13 protein-coding genes are annotated in these 15361 nt (G+C 62.9%); 5 read left to right on the plus strand and 8 right to left on the minus strand.

What is annotated here, in order from left to right:
* Positions 1-173: 173 nt before the first annotated feature.
* Positions 174-1775 (minus strand): glycogen synthase GlgA, encoded by a 1602-nt coding sequence (gene glgA, locus E2K99_RS13300; RefSeq protein WP_134222519.1) that lies wholly within the window; start codon positions 1773-1775, stop codon positions 174-176.
* 565 nt (positions 1776-2340) lie between these two features.
* The gene (locus E2K99_RS13305; RefSeq protein WP_134222520.1) at positions 2341-2568 is read right to left on the minus strand and encodes a dodecin; all 228 of its coding nucleotides are present in this window, start codon (positions 2566-2568) and stop codon (positions 2341-2343) included.
* Positions 2569-2995: 427 nt separating this feature from the next.
* Between E2K99_RS13305 and E2K99_RS13310 the strand changes: the two genes are divergently transcribed.
* Positions 2996-3178: a hypothetical protein gene (locus tag E2K99_RS13310; RefSeq protein ID WP_121045607.1), complete on the plus strand. Its 183-nt coding sequence runs from the start codon at positions 2996-2998 to the stop codon at positions 3176-3178.
* A 140-nt stretch (positions 3179-3318) separates the two neighbouring features.
* Here E2K99_RS13310 and norR read toward each other — a convergent pair whose 3' ends face one another.
* Positions 3319-4896, minus strand: a complete 1578-nt coding sequence (norR, locus tag E2K99_RS13315; protein WP_134222521.1) for a nitric oxide reductase transcriptional regulator NorR — start codon at positions 4894-4896, stop codon at positions 3319-3321.
* A gap of 172 nt (positions 4897-5068) precedes the next feature.
* Here norR and hmpA point away from each other — a divergent pair, with 172 nt between their 5' ends.
* Positions 5069-6262, plus strand: a complete 1194-nt coding sequence (hmpA, locus tag E2K99_RS13320) for an NO-inducible flavohemoprotein (RefSeq protein ID WP_134222522.1) — start codon at positions 5069-5071, stop codon at positions 6260-6262.
* Positions 6263-6477: 215 nt separating this feature from the next.
* The gene (locus E2K99_RS13325) at positions 6478-6834 is read left to right on the plus strand and encodes a hypothetical protein (RefSeq protein WP_134222523.1); all 357 of its coding nucleotides are present in this window, start codon (positions 6478-6480) and stop codon (positions 6832-6834) included.
* Here the strand turns inward: E2K99_RS13325 and E2K99_RS13330 are convergent, their stop codons facing one another.
* The gene (locus E2K99_RS13330; protein WP_134222524.1) at positions 6835-7833 is read right to left on the minus strand and encodes a 2-hydroxyacid dehydrogenase; all 999 of its coding nucleotides are present in this window, start codon (positions 7831-7833) and stop codon (positions 6835-6837) included.
* A gap of 341 nt (positions 7834-8174) precedes the next feature.
* On the opposite strand from E2K99_RS13330, the gene tcuC reads away from it, so the two are divergent.
* Positions 8175-9461: an MFS transporter gene (gene tcuC, locus E2K99_RS13335; protein WP_134222525.1), complete on the plus strand. Its 1287-nt coding sequence runs from the start codon at positions 8175-8177 to the stop codon at positions 9459-9461.
* An 82-nt stretch (positions 9462-9543) separates the two neighbouring features.
* Here tcuC and E2K99_RS13340 read toward each other — a convergent pair whose 3' ends face one another.
* Both E2K99_RS13340 and E2K99_RS13345 read right to left on the minus strand, forming a co-directional pair.
* Entirely contained in the window at positions 9544-10038 is a 495-nt protein-coding gene (locus E2K99_RS13340) for a GNAT family N-acetyltransferase (RefSeq protein ID WP_134222526.1), read from the minus strand.
* Positions 10035-10319, minus strand: a complete 285-nt coding sequence (locus E2K99_RS13345) for a type II toxin-antitoxin system TacA family antitoxin (protein ID WP_134222527.1) — start codon at positions 10317-10319, stop codon at positions 10035-10037. The genes E2K99_RS13340 and E2K99_RS13345 overlap by 4 nt, the downstream gene beginning before the upstream one ends.
* A 366-nt stretch (positions 10320-10685) precedes the next feature.
* Between E2K99_RS13345 and E2K99_RS13350 the strand changes: the two genes are divergently transcribed.
* Positions 10686-12914: an NADP-dependent isocitrate dehydrogenase gene (locus tag E2K99_RS13350; protein ID WP_134222528.1), complete on the plus strand. Its 2229-nt coding sequence runs from the start codon at positions 10686-10688 to the stop codon at positions 12912-12914.
* Between the two features lie 131 nt (positions 12915-13045).
* On the opposite strand, the gene eutC is transcribed toward E2K99_RS13350, so the two are convergent.
* Positions 13046-13918 (minus strand): ethanolamine ammonia-lyase subunit EutC, encoded by an 873-nt coding sequence (gene eutC, locus E2K99_RS13355; protein ID WP_134222529.1) that lies wholly within the window; start codon positions 13916-13918, stop codon positions 13046-13048.
* Positions 13915-15321 carry an ethanolamine ammonia-lyase subunit EutB gene (locus E2K99_RS13360; protein ID WP_134222530.1) on the minus strand — a complete coding sequence of 469 codons (1407 nt, stop codon included), beginning with the start codon at positions 15319-15321 and terminating at the stop codon, positions 13915-13917. The genes eutC and E2K99_RS13360 overlap by 4 nt, the downstream gene beginning before the upstream one ends.
* Positions 15322-15361 lie beyond the last annotated feature (40 nt).

Genomic DNA, 15361 nt, shown 5'->3' on the forward strand with positions numbered 1-15361 from the left:
TTGATCGAAACATCGCAAAACAGCGGAATCAAAACAGCGGAATCAAAAACCGGCGCGCTGAGGGCGGCGCGCCGGCAAACACTCTCCCTGCCCGGTCCATGCGGACCGGGTAAGGATCAAAACAGAATCACAAGGGGCGCAACGCCGGCGCAATCGCCCCGGCGCCTCGTCGCTCAGGCAGCCGCCACGGCCGCGGGTACGCCGACCACGCCGGCCAGTGCCGCAGCGATGGCGGCGGCCGGGCTCACCATGCGCTCCGGATGGGCATGCGCCTGGATAGCGGGACGTTCCACCGACAATGGGCGCGGTGCGAACAACGGGCGCACCGCCATGTCGGCCACGTGCGCATAGGCGTCGATATAGGCGCGGGTCGGGCCGGCCCAATCGCAGTCGATGCTCATGGCATTGCGCTGCACGCTCTGCCAGCGCTCGGTGTCGTTGTACAGTGCGAAGGCACGCGCCACGGCGTGCTGCATGTCGGCGGCGCTCTCGCCCTCGAACAGGACGCCGGTGGCGCGCTGTGGATCGCGGTCGGCATCGCACACGGTGTCGACCAGGCCACCGACGCGCGAGCCGATGGGGATGGCACCATAGCGCATGGCATACAGGGGAGTAAGGCCAAAAGGCTCGAAGCGGGTCGGGTGCAGCAACATGTCGCTGCCCGCATGCAGGGCGTGCGCGCGGCGCTCGTCATAGCCGATGTGGACCGCGATGCGGCCGCGATAACGCTCGGCCAGATCGAGGAAGGCGGCTTCGTAGTCGTGATCACCACAACCCAGGATCACCACCTGCAGGCGCGGATGGCGCTCCATGATGCCGGGCAGCGCTTCGATGACGACATCAGCCATCTTCTGGTGCGAGATGCGCGAGCCCAGGCCCATGACAGGTGCGAAGGGATCCACTGGCAAACCGAAGAGCTTTTGCAGGTCGCGCTTGCAGGCAGCCTTGCCCTTCATGTTGCCGATGCTGAAGTTGCGGGCGATGAGCGGATCATCGGCGGGATTCCACAGTTCAGCATCGATGGCATTGGGAATGGCGCGCAGATCCAGCTTGCGGAAGGAAAGAATGCCGTCCATGCCGCAGCCGAAACGCGGGGTCATGATCTCTTCCGCGTAGTTCTTGCTGACGGTGGAGACGCAATCGGAGAAACGAATGCCGGCCTTGAGGAAGGACAGCTTGCCCCAGTATTCGACGCCGTCGCCGGTCAGCAGATGCTGGGGAATACCGATCTGCTCGGCCGACTCCAGCGCGAAATTGCCCTGGAAAGCCAGATTGTGAATGGTCAGCATGGTACCGATGTGATCCAGCCCGCGCAGCTTCAACAGGCAGGGAATCAAGCCGGCGTGCCAGTCGTTGGCGTGCACCACGTGCGGCACCGGCAGGCTGGTTTCACCCGCGCAGATGGCCACAGCGGCGTGCGACAGATCGGCGAAGCACAGCGCGTTGTCGCTGAACTCGACGCCGTCGGTATCGACGTAAGGATTGGCACCGCGCTGGCGGAAACGCGCCGTATCCAGCAGCAGCGCCGGCACGTCGGTACCGGGGATGGTGCCGCGCAGAATCCGGCCGGCACCGCCGGGCAGGCCGTGCTTCAGGCCGATCTGCGCCGTGTCGCCGAGATTGCGGACCGCCTCCGGATAGGCGGGCATGAGGATGCTGGCATCAATGCCGACTTTGCGCAGCGATACGGCCAGCGCGGTAATCACGTCGGCCAGGCCACCGGTCTTGACGAGCGGTACGGCCTCTGAGCTGACTAACAGAACTCGAGCTTGCAAGATGGACCCCTAATGTGTGAAAGCACCTGAGATGGAAAGCACCCTTGGCTCGTCGCATCGCATAGGTCTTCGTCCTGGCCGTGGCTTGATCCGGGGGCCGGGGCGAAAACACGTCCTTGTTGTTGTGTTGGACTGGACAGTCTTTTGAGCGCCGATGATTACGTTATACGGATCGGCAGATCCGCTCACTATCGGACAGCGGCCTGAGATGGCGTAGGATGAATCCTACTGTTGCAGCGCGGCGAAAATGCCCACGCCTCAATGCATCGACGATCACCATAAAGCAACAAGCCGGCATCGCACAGCCGGCTTGCGCTCTTCAATCACGGAAGAGCTCGCCACGCTGCACTGCCAGATGAGCTACCTGAATGGCTAAATGATTTACGGGAAAAAGCGGCGCGAGGTGCTGTCATTGAGGCGCCCTGAACCCTCGATCCAGGGCGTTGACTTCGAAGAGCCTTCAGCTTAGCGAGCCGATGCCGCAGGCGCAAATTGAACATCGCTATCCGGTGGCGATGCGCATTGCCTGCCTGTATCCCTCATCCATGGCATCGGCCTTGATCGCTCAGGATTCGACGCGGAAACCGATCTTCAAGCCCACCTGGAAATGGCCGATGCTGCCATTTTCCACATGGCCCCGGCATTGCGTGACCTCGAACCAGTCCACGTTCTTGACAGTCTTGGCCACGTCGGCAAGGGCGTTGCGGATCGCGTCATCCGTGCCGTTGGGCGAGCTGCCGACGACTTCGATGATCTTGTAGGTGTTGGAATTGTCTTGCTTGCGTTCGGTCATGGGGACTCCTTCCTGATGGGGATGGGCTCATCGGACGATGAGGCGAATCCATAGGCTAGCCGGCCCATTGGGCGGACGGCATCGGCCAACGCCAGCAGCTTGCGTAGGACAGCAGGCGGAAAGCCATCCCGCGCACGACAGACGACCGACCAGATCAGCTCGTTTTTGCTCCGCAGCAAATTTGCCCGGAGCCGCGCCGCCATTGCCGGAAAACAAGGATTGCCGGTCTTCAACACTGCGCGTCTTCCTACAAAAATTTAAGCCGCTCAATACCTGTTGCACCGCAACCAAACCGGCTAATATTGCATCATCTGGCTTGCCAAAACGTTCATATGCGTAGCGACGCTGCGCACGATCGATGGCGGCCCTGCCCGCCCTGATCCGTTCCGGCGGGCCTGCACGAGATTTTCATCCCTTGGAGATCATCATGTCGCAACTCAACCCCGGCGTTACCGTCACTGCACCCACAGGCGCACCCGTGAAGGTCATCAGCGCACCGCCCGAAGACCTGCAACACGTCAACGACGATGCCGCTGCCGCCCGCAACCTGACGGCCATCCGCATTCGCGGCCAGCTGGCAGAACTGGATGTGGAGCGTCAAGACGCCTGAGGCTGTTCCCCGCTCTGGCTTTTTGACACAAGGCTTCACACCGCCACGGCCGGAATCATGATGGGCAGCCTGCCCTGACGGATTCCGGCCGTTTTCTTTTCTTTTTCTTCATATCGACCGTAAACCACCCTCCCCTCGGCTCAACGCAGTCCGAGACGCCTGGCCAGCCGGTTCAGGTTGGCCCGGTCCACCCCCAGCTCCCGCGCCGTCGCGGCCAGGTTGCCGCCATGGCGTTCGAGACAGTCACTGACCAGCTTGCGCTCGAAGCGCTCGACGGCTGCACGCAGGCCTTCGCCCGGCTGCGCGGGTTCGGCTTGTGCGTTGGCCGCTGTGTCAGGCGAGGCAAGCGGGCGGGCGGCATGTCCCAACTCCAGCGCCGCCGCATCCAGCGTCAGGATGGCGGATCGTTTTGGCTGCGATGCCAGGGCGCGCAGGGCGCTGCGCCCGATCAGGTGTTCCAGTTCGCGGATGTTGCCGGGCCAGGCGTAGTCCAGCAGTGCGCGCTGGGCATCGGCGGCCAGGCGCAGACTGGACAAGCCCAGGCGCGCCCGGTTCTGCTCCAGGAAATATCCGGCCAGCAGCAGCACATCGCGTCCGCGCTCGCGCAGCGGCGGCACGCGGATCGGGAACACCGACAAGCGGTGATAGAAATCCGCGCGGAAATGGCCGCGCTTCACTTCCTCGGCCAGGTCCCGGTTGGTAGCAGCGATCAGGCGCACGTCCACGCGGTGCTCGCGGTCTGAACCGACCCGCTGCAACTGCCCGCTCTGCAGCACCCGCAACAGCTTGGCCTGCACCGCCAACGGCAGCTCCCCGACTTCATCCAGAAACAGCGTGCCGCCATCGGCCATCTCGAACTTGCCGCGACGGTCTGCAACCGCTCCCGAGAAAGCCCCGCGCACGTGGCCGAACAATTCACTTTCGACCAGCGTATCGGGCAAGGCTGCGCAGTTCAGGCTGATCATGGGCTTGTGCGCACGGGGTGAGGCTGCATGCAGGGCGTGGGCCACCAGTTCCTTGCCGGTGCCGGTTTCGCCGGTGACCAGCACCGTCATGTCGCTGGGGGCGGCCATGCGGATCTCGTCCAGCAGCTGTTGCTGCGCCGGACTCTGGCCGATCAGTTCGCGCTTGCCCTGGCTCTCTTCCAGCCCCAGCCGATAGGCTTCGGCGTGCTGGCGCGCCCGTTCGCCAGCGGCGGCCAGATCGTCGATGCGTTCGGCCACGTGGACGGTGGCAGCCGCCAGCGCCGCAAAAGCCTGCAGCGAGGCCATGTCGACGCCGTCGAAGCGCCCTGCACCCAACGCATCCAGCGTGACCAAGCCCCATGGGCGGCCATTGACCGAGAGCGCACAGCCCATGCAATCGTGCACTTCCAGCGCGCCGGAATGGGCGTCATTCAAGCCATCGACCAAGCCATCGTAGGGATCAGGCAGGCTTGAATCGGCAGGAAAGCGTGTCGGCCCGAGATTGGCCAGCAGCACGCCGAAGCGCGGATGGTCGGCGATGCGGAAACGGCGGCCCAAGGTATCGCTGGAAAGTCCGTCGATGGCCAGCGGCACCAGCAGCTCGCCCTCCAGTCGCAGCAAGGCTGCAGCATCGCAGGGGAACAGCGTGCGCAAGGTCTGCAGCAGCCGGCGATAGCGCTCGCGGTCATCGATCTGACGTGACAGGTCGGCTACCAGCGGGAGCAAGGCGTCGAGCAGGACTTTTGAGGTCATATTGACTTCCAAAGGAAGATTGATCTGTCATTATGACACAGGTCATAAATACACCAACCGCTCGCAAGTTCCTGATTTTATTGGCATTCGAAAGTGGCACGCCTTTTGTAATAGGAAGAGAGTCCCGGACATCCCGGCACTTCCACCACCTCTTCCAACAGAAAGGTTCAGCATGCTTACCGATGCCCAACTCGCCATCGTCAAATCCACCGTCCCCCTGCTCGAATCGGGCGGCGAGGCGCTGACCACGCACTTCTACAAGATGCTCATGCGCGACTACCCACAGGTTCATCCCCTCTTCAATCGCGCCCACCAGGCCAGCGGCGACCAGCCGCGTGCGCTGGCCAATGGCGTGCTGATGTACGCGCGGCATATCGATCGCCTGGAAGAAATGGGCCCGCTGGCCGCGCAGATCATCAACAAGCACGTCGCCGTGCAGGTGCAGCCCGAGCACTACCCGATGGTCGGCGACTGCCTGCTGCGCGCCATCCGTGAAGTGCTGGGCGCGGAGATCGCCACCGATGCCGTCATCGATGCCTGGGCTGCCGCCTATGGCCAGCTGGCCGACATCCTCATCGGCGCCGAACGCCACCAATATGACGCCAAGGCCGGCGCGCCAGGCGGCTGGCGCGGTGCGCGCAATTTCGTGGTCACGCGCAAGGTGGCCGAGAGCGAGGAGATCACCTCCTTCTACTTCATGCCCCAGGATGGCGGCGCGCTGCTGGACTTTGAGCCGGGCCAGTACATCGGCCTGCGCATGGTGGTGGACGGACTGGAACAGCGCCGCCAGTATTCGCTGTCGGCCCCGCTGCGCCAGCAGGGGCAGCCGCTGCAATACCGCATCAGCGTCAAGCGTGAAGCCGAGGGCAAGGTCTCGCGCCATCTGCACGACGAGATCCATGTGGGCGCGGTGGTGGAACTGTTCCCGCCGGCCGGCGACTTCACGCTCACGGCCAGTGACAAGCCGCTGGTGCTCATCAGCGGCGGCGTGGGCATTACGCCGATGATGACCATGCTGGCAGCGGCGCTGCCGACCGGTCGCCCGGTGCATTTCATCCATGCGGCGCGCCATGGCGGCGTGCATGCTTTCCGCCGTCAGGTGGAAGAACTGGCGGCGCAACACCCGCAACTGCGGGCGCATTTCTGCTATGAACGGGTGCGCGCAGGCGATCCGGCCCCCTACGCCACCGGCTTCATCGATGCGGCTCTGCTGCAGCAATGGCTACCGCAAACGCGGGACGTGGACGCCTACTTCGTTGGCCCCAAGCCGTTCATGAAAGCCATCAAGCGTGCGCTGGGCGCGCTGGGTGTACCGGCGGCTCAGAGCCGATATGAATTCTTCGGTCCGGCTGCGGCGCTGGAGTGATCCTGTCTGGCCGAAAGGCGCGCTGAAGGGGCGATGGCGGGCGATCCGCCATTGCCCTTTTGTTCCGTCTGAGCGCCATGCTGCAGCAGCGTGAAGCTCTTTGCAAAATTTACCTGCCTGGCGCTGGCAATCCCTGAAAGATTGATCTTCGACAAGTTTTCCGCGCTGCAGCAAATGCTATCCTGAGGACTCCCCTCCTCCTCCGAAAGACCGCCATGAGCGAAAAGCTGAGCGCCGAGCGCCACACTCCCGATGAACTGACCCAGGAACTGGAAGCACTGGACCTGGAGATCGTCCGCTGCGCCGTGATCTGCGAGGTACGCCTGTTCGATCCGGGCGTACTGAACCAGGTCATGGACAACAACGAGCAGGTCTGCGGCCAGGCCCATCCGACCGCTTTCCAGAGTCTGCGCGGACTGCTCTACCTGCATTTCGACATGCATCGCCAGCTGGCGCAGACCTATGGCGCGGACGATGCCGAACACATCATCCAGCGCGTGCATGAACACCTGCGTCCGCGCATCGGCGAGCAGTTGGGCTCGCTGTTCGACGCCGGCCGCCATGCGAGCTGATCAGGCCACCAGACGCTCGCCCAGTTGCTTGCCCGCGGCGAAATCATTCAGGTTGGCGATGGTGGTCTGCATGATCTGGCCGATGGCTTCCTCGGTGAAGAAGGCCTGGTGGCCGGTGACGATGACATTGGGGAAGGAAACCAGGCGCTGGATCACGTCGTCGGTGATGATGGTCGAGGACAGGTCCTGGAAGAACAGGCTGGCCTCCTGTTCATAGACATCGATGGCCAGGCCGCGCAGCTGGCCGCTCTTCAAGGCGGCAATCGCGGCTTCGGTATCGACCAGCCCGCCGCGGCTGGTGTTGACCAGGATGCAGCCGGGCTTGGCGAGGGCCAAGGTCTCGGCATTGACCAGATAGCGCGTGGCTTCAATGAGCGGACAATGCAGCGAAATCACGTCACTGGCGGCGAAGAGCTCCTCGCGGCGCACGTAGCGTCCGCCCAGGGCCTCGAAGTCCGGATTGTGATGCACGTCGCTGCCCAGCACGGTACAGCCGAATCCGGCCATGATGCGGGCGAACAGTGCTCCGATCTTGCCGGTACCGATCACGCCCACGGTCTTGCCGTGCAGGTCGAAGCCCATCAATCCTTCCAGCTCGAAATTGCCTTCGCGGGTGCGCATGCTGGCGCGCGCGATTTTTCGGTTCACCGCCAGCAGCAGGCCCACGGCGAACTCGGCCACCGAGTAAGGTGAATAATCGGCCACGCGCGCAACCGTGATGCCCAGCCGCCGCGCGGCTTGCGTATCGATGTGATTGAAGCCGGTGGAGCGTGTGGTGACGAAACGCACGCCCAGAGCGGCCAGGCGTTCCAGCACGGCAGCACCCAGGTCATCGTTGACGAAGGCCGCCACGGCCTGGCAGCCGCTGGCCAGCTGTGCCGTATCGAGATCGAGACGGTCTTGCAGGAACACCAGTTCATGCGCAGCGCCGCACGCGGCATTGGCGCGCGTGAGCAGGGTCTGGTCGTAGCGGCGGGCGCTGAAGACGGCGGTTTTCATAGGAACCTTTCATGGATGAGCTGGGCTGCGTGAAGTCACGAGCCATGCCGCATTGCACCATAATTCACCTCTGATCGCCTTGATACACCGCAGCTTGTCGTGCGAACAGCTTTTTGCGATGGAAATGCGCGCTGAAGCTTTCATCCAGCTATCGAAAAAACCGATATTTGCTTGCGCAGCGCCGCAAGTGGGTCCCATGGATCACTTTCGGGCATAGAATCGGCGGCGCAATAGCTGTCCCCACAAAAAAAGATCCTGACACAAGCTGCCGCATGGCAGTACGAGACAGGCGCAAGACCGGAATCAACACGGTCCGCCCAACAGATAACGAGGCACATATCATGACGACATCCACTTCTTCGCAATCGAAGTTTTCCACCGTGCTGCGCGTGACCAGCGGCAACTTCATGGAAATGTTCGATTTCTTCCTGTTCGGTTTCTACGCAACCCACATCTCGAAGGCCTTCTTCCCCAGCGACAACGAGTTCGCCTCGCTGATGCTGACCTTCATGACCTTCGGCGCCGGCTTCCTGATGCGCCCGCTGGGCGCCATCATCCTGGGCGCCTATGTCGACCGCGTCGGCCGCCGCCAAGGCCTGATCGTGACTCTGGCGCTGATGGCCCTGGGCACGATGCTCATCGCTTTCGTTCCCTCCTACGCCACCATCGGCGTGCTGGCCCCGGTGCTGGTGCTGGTCGGCCGCCTGCTGCAAGGCTTCTCGGCCGGTGTGGAACTGGGCGGCGTGTCGGTCTATCTGGCCGAAATGGCCACGCCCGGCAACAAGGGTTTCTATGTGAGCTGGCAGTCGGCCAGCCAGCAGGTGGCCATCATCGTGGCAGCGGCCATCGGCTACGTGCTCTCGACGACGCTCACTCCGGCCCAGGTCGGTGACTGGGGCTGGCGCGTGCCCTTCTTCATCGGCTGCCTGATCGTGCCGGTGCTGTTCGTGATCCGCCGCTCGCTGCAGGAAACCGAAGAGTTCATGCGCCGCAAGCATCGTCCGAGCACCGGCCAGATCTTCCGTTCCATGATCGAAAACTGGAAGCTGGTCATTGCCGGCATGATGCTGGTGTCGATGACCACCGTGTCGTTCTACCTGATCACGGTGTACACCCCGACCTTCGGCAAGAACGTGCTGAAGCTCTCCACCGAAGCGAGCCTGATCGTGACCTTGTGCGTGGGCCTGTCCAACTTCATCTGGCTGCCCATCATGGGCGCGCTGTCGGACCGCATCGGCCGTCGCCCGATCCTGGTGACCTTCACCGTCCTGACCATCCTGACTGCCTACCCGGCCGTGAACTGGCTGGTGCATGACGCCAGCTTCGCCAAGATGCTGATGGTGGAACTGTGGCTGTCCTTCCTGTACGCCAGCTACAACGGCGCGATGGTGGTGGCCCTGACCGAGGTGATGCCGGCTGACGTCCGTACTGCGGGCTTCTCGCTGGCCTACAGCCTGGCTACCGCCGTCTTCGGCGGCTTCACGCCGGCCATTGCGACTGGCCTGATCGAAATGACCCACGACAAGGCAGCGCCTGGCCTCTGGATGAGCACGGCTGCAGTGTGCGGGCTGATCGCCACCCTGATCCTGTATCGCAACAAGGCGGCACGGCAGGCAGTGACCGCCTGAGACAGGTTCTTGTACTAGCTATTGGGATGGGCCGCAGAGTTGCGGCCCTTTTTTTATGGCGTGCTGGAGAATTGCCGCTTGCTTAGCGCACTGACGCGAGGGGCAAGAACAGCGTGAGCGGTGCATCCTGCAGGGCGATGAAACCGTGATGGCGATAAAAGGCTGACGCTTGCGGGTCCTTGGCATCAACCACGAGGACCGCGCCCGGAATCTCCGCCGCGACGGCCCGGCGCAATGCATTGACCAGCAAAGCACCACCGAGGCCCCCGCCCTTGAATTTCCGGTCGACCGCAAGACGACCGAGACGGATGGCAGGAATGGCGCCATAGCGAGGCAGCTTGCGGTGCATCTCATCGGACAGGCCCACCAGCGGCACGCTGGCGCTGGCCAGCGTGTAATAGGCGGTCACCCGCTGTTCGTCGTCCACTGCGACAAAGCAGGCGGCCACGCGGCGCCGGATATCCTGGGTCACCTGTTCGCGCAAATAGCGGTTCAATGCGGGTGTGCCGCTGTCGAAGCGGCTGCGATCGTGAAGGGCGGGTTCTAACGCCGTCACGAGGAACGGCGGGCGCGTCATTCTTCGCTGCGCAGGAGTTTGTCATGACGCGCCATGGCGCGCTGCAGTGCTGCCGATGGTGGTGGCGGAGCCAGAAGCGCCTCGGCAAAGCGCTGTTGGTCCTGCAAGGACAAACGGATGACTTCGGCCTGCTCGACCGCTTTCTGCGCCGCTTCCTGGACGGCAGCAACGACAAAGTCGGTCAAGGTCCGTCCTTCAATCTCGGCGGCACGTTTGAGCAATTGCTGAAGCTCCGGGCTGATCCGGGCTTCCAGTCGAGCAGTGGCGACAGCTGGTGTCATGCGTTTTCCCATGAAATGAATTGTACGGCATTTTGCCGGACATCCACAAAAAGTGGATCCACGACAATAGCAGAGTCATGCCAAGGGATTGAGAACGGGGCAGCAATCCTTCGAAAAGCAAAAATTTCTTCAAGTCTTATATAAGAGTTGAAGCATTTCGGTCCGCTTAGGAGTAAACTACCGCTGTTTTTTGCCGCGGCCTTCTGGCAGCAATACGCCAGCCATGCCGCCCCGGGAGACGAATTTCCACGCAGCACAGCCGACAAGGAGGTGGCGCCAGCCCAGGCCGACAGAGCCAGGGCGGTCCATCCGGCGCTGCGGGGATCGCACCAACGCACATCAACACACCAACGCAAGGACATCATCGTGACTACTGGCAAACCGACCATCATCTATACGCTGACCGACGAGGCACCCTATCTGGCGACCCACTCGCTCTTGCCCATCGTCAAGAAGTTCACCGCCGCGGCCGGCATCGACGTCGTCGAAAGCGATATCTCGGTGGCTGCGCGTATCCTGGCTGAATTCCCGGAGTACCTCACCGATGAACAGAAAGTCCCCGACAACCTGGCCGCACTGGGCGCACTGACCCAGAGCCCCGACGCCAACATCATTAAGCTGCCCAACATCAGCGCCTCGATCCTGCAGTTGCAAGCGGCCATCCGCGAACTGCAAGCACGCGGCTACAAGCTGCCCGACTATCCGGAAAACCCGAGCACCGAAGAAGAAAAGGCCCTGCAGAAGCGCTACGCGAAGGTCACCGGCAGCGCCGTGAACCCGGTCCTGCGCGAAGGCAACTCCGACCGCCGCGCACCCAACGCCGTCAAGAACTACGCCCGCAAGCACCCGCACTCGATGGCCAAGTGGTCCATGGCCTCGCGTACCCACGTGGCACACATGCACGGCGGCGACTTCTACGCCGGCGAAAAGAGCCTGACCCTGGACAAGGCCGTGGACGTCAAGATGGACCTGGTCACCAAGTCCGGCGAAACCATCGTCCTGAAACCGAAGATCTCGCTGCAAGCCGGTGAAATCATCGACAGCATGTTCATGAGCAAGAAGGCCCTGTGTGCCTACTACGAAGAACAGATGCAGGACGCCTTCGACACCGACCTGCTGCTGTCGGTGCACGTCAAGGCCACCATGATGAAGGTCTCGCACCCGATCGTCTTCGGCCACGCCGTGCGCACCTACTACAAGGACACCTTCACCAAGCACGCCAAGCTGTTCGCCGAGATCGGCGTGAACCCCAACAACGGCATGTCCGGCGTCTACGAAAAGATCAACACCCTGCCCGAAGACAAGAAGGCCGAAGTCCTGGCCGACCTGAAGGCCGATGAAGCCAAGCGTCCGCGCCTGGCCATGGTGGATTCCGCCAAGGGCATCACCAACCTGCACGCCCCCAACGACGTGATCGTTGATGCCTCCATGCCGGCCATGATCCGTGCTGGCGGCAAGATGTGGAACGCCGCTGGCAAGACTGAAGACACCAAGGCCCTGCTGCCGGAATCGACCTTCGCCCGCATCTATCAGGAAATCATCAACTTCTGCAAGACCAACGGCGCCTTCGACCCGACCACCATGGGCACCGTGCCCAACGTCGGCCTGATGGCCCAGAAGGCAGAAGAATACGGTTCGCACGACAAGACCTTCGAAATCGCCCAGGCCGGCGTGGCGCGCATCGTCACCCTGGATGGCCAGGTGCTGCTGGAGCAGAACGTGGAAGAAGGCGACATCTGGCGCATGTGCCAGGTCAAGGACGCCGCCGTGCGTGACTGGGTCAAGCTGGCCGTGACCCGTGCCCGCCTGTCCGGCATGCCGGCCGTGTTCTGGCTGGACCCGTACCGTCCGCACGAAGCCGAACTGATCAAGAAGGTCAACACCTACCTGAAGGATCACGACCTGACCGGTGCCGACATCCAGATCATGTCGCAAGTGCGCGCCATGCGTTACACCCTCGAACGCGTCATCCGCGGCCTGGACACCATCTCGGTGACCGGCAACATCCTGCGCGACTACCTGACCGACCTGTTCCCCATCATGGAACTGGGCACCTCGGCCAAGATGCTGTCGATCGTCCCGCTGATGGCCGGTGGCGGCATGTTCGAAACCGGTGCCGGCGGCTCGGCCCCCAAGCACGTGCAACAGCTGGTCGGTGAAAACCACCTGCGCTGGGATTCGCTGGGTGAATTCCTGGCCTTGGCCGTCTCCATCGAAGACGTGGGCATCAAGACCGGCAACGCCCGCGCCAAGATCCTGGCCAAGACCCTGGACGCTGCCACCGGCAAGCTGCTGGACAACAACAAGTCGCCTTCGCCCAAGACCGGTGAGCTGGACAACCGTGGCAGCCACTTCTACCTGGCCCTGTACTGGGCCCAGGAACTGGCCGCCCAGAAGGACGACGCCGAACTGGCCAAGCAGTTCGCCCCGCTGGCCAAGGCACTGTCCGACAACGAGCAGAAGATCGTCGAAGAACTGAACTCGGTGCAGGGCAAGGAAGTCGACATCGGCGGCTACTACCTGCCGGATCGTGAGAAGACCTTCGCCGTGATGCGTCCGAGCGCCACGCTGAACCAGGCGCTGGAATCGGTGTAAAGCGTCGATGCTTCAGGGAGGGTGGATGCATCGCCCTCCCCCGCGCACAAAGGAAAGGCCGCGAATGAAAGTTCGCGGCCTTTTCCTTTTTCCCGTTAACGCTTCCCTTTCAAATCTTCAGATAAGCCGGCTCAATCCCCGCCGAGCAAAAAGTTGCGCCGCACATCCAGTTCCTCACCCTCGCTGGCCGTCTCATCCTTCAAGGCCACGCCGGACAGGGCACGCTGGTGCGCCTGCGCCATCAGGTAATGCAGCTTGTAGGCGGCTTCCGGATAGGGCAAACCTTCCGGCCGCACATTGGAGATGCAATTGCGGCTGGCGTCGGTGAGTCCGCGCGAGGGCATCCAGGTCAGATAGAGACCCATGCTGTCCGGCGAACTCAGCCCCGGACGTTCGCCGATCAGGATCACCACCAGCTTCACGCCCAGCAACTCCCCGATTTCATCGGCCACCGCCACCCGTCCCTGCTGCACGATCACGGGCGGTGCCATCGACCATCCTTCCGGTGCAATACGCTGCATCACCTCCGCCAGGAAAGGCGCAGCATTGCGCACGATGGCCAGCGCCGACAAGCCATCGGCGATCACGAAGCCCACATCGAAGCGCCGTTGCGGCCCGGTGCCGAAACGCTCAAGCAATTGCTGGCGCGATGCTTCCGACAGCCTGCGCCCGAAGTCCGGCCGCTGCAGGTAGACCAGCCGGTCTGCTGCCGCGCTTTGCACATCGATCACCTCTTCGGCTGCGCAGAGTCCTTGCTGCTGCAATTGATCCTTGAGCGCAGCCACATCCAGCGCCAGGTGCACGGCATCGCGCGCCTGCGCGTGCGCCAGCTGAAAAGCCAGCTGCGGCGCGGTCGGCAAGCTTACGCCACTGCGTCCCAAGGCGATGCGCGCAGCAGTGAAGCGGCGCAATGCCTCCCACGGATTGGCCGTGACGTTTTCTGCACCGGGGCTGACGTTTTCTGCACCTTGCGGTGAAATGGCTTCTTTGTCGTCCATGGTCATTGAAGGCGCAACAAGGTCTCGCGGAACCCGGGGGGCATGTCGGCATGCAGGCGGAATGCCTGCTCCTGGCCGCCCGCATTGAAGATCTGCATCCTATGCAGCCACGCCTCGAACTCCGGCGCCGGCCGCGACCCCAGTACCCGCCGCGCATACAGCGCATCGTGGAAGGACGTGGTCTGGTAATTCAACATGATGTCATCCGAACCGGGGATGCCCATGACGAAGGTACAGCCGGCGACGCCCAGCAAGGTCAGCAGCACATCCATGTCGTTCTGGTCCGCTTCGGCATGGTTGGTGTAGCAGACGTCACAGCCCATGGGCAGGCCCAGCAGCTTGGCGCAGAAATGGTCTTCCAGTCCGGCGCGGATGATCTGCTTGCCGTCATACAGGTATTCCGGCCCGATGAAGCCCACCACCGTATTGACCAGCAGCGGCTTGAAGGCGCGGGCCACGGCATACGCGCGCGCCTCGCAGGTCTGCTGGTCGATGCCGTGATGCGCATTGGCCGACAGCGCACTGCCCTGCCCGGTTTCGAAATACATCACGTTGTCGCCGACCGTGCCGCGCTTGAGCGACAGCGCAGCCTCACGCGCCTCGCCCAGGATGGCCAGGTCGATGCCGAAGCCGCGATTGGCCGCCTCGGTCCCGGCAATCGACTGGAATACCAGATCCACCGGCGCACCGCGCTCGATGGCGGCAATCGTGTTGGTGACGTGGGTGAGCACGCAGGATTGCGTCGGGATCTCGTAACGCGCGATCACATCGGCCATCATGCCGACCAGCTTGACCACCTGCGGTACGTTGTCGGTGGCGGGATTGATGCCGATGACCGCATCGCCGTTGCCATACATCAGGCCATCGAGCATGCTGGCGGCGATGCCGCTGGCGTCATCCGTGGGGTGATTGGGCTGCAGGCGGGTGGACAAGCGGCCGGGCAAGCCGATGGTATTGCGAAAGGCCGTGACCACGCGGCACTTCTTGGCCACCAGGATCAGGTCCTGGTTGCGCATGATCTTGGAGACGGCCGCCGCCATCTCCGGCGTCACCCCGGGTGCCACGGCGGCCAGCACCGTGCTGTCGGTGTCATCGGCCAGCAGCCAGTTGCGGAAATCGCCCACCGTCAGGTGCGCGATCGGCGCAAAGGCGGCACGGTCGTGACTGTCGAGGATCAGCCGGGTAACTTCATCCTCTTCGTAAGGGATCAGCGGCTCGTCGAGAAAAGTCTTCAGCGGCAGGTTCGCCAGCGCCATCTGGGCAATGGCGCGCTCCTCGGCGCTGCCCGCCGCCACACCGGCCAGCAGATCGCCGGAACGCGCCGGGCTGGCCTTGGCCATCACTTCCTTGAGATCACGAAACACGTAGCTGGCGCTACCCACAATGTGCCGGAAACGGTGTTCGGCCATGATGATGCTCCTCCTTGGTCACCGCTGCCCGCTGAGGCAG

This window comes from Herbaspirillum huttiense (genome assembly GCF_004367745.1).
In the GTDB taxonomy this organism is placed as follows: Bacteria; Pseudomonadota; Gammaproteobacteria; order Burkholderiales; family Burkholderiaceae_D; genus Herbaspirillum; species Herbaspirillum huttiense.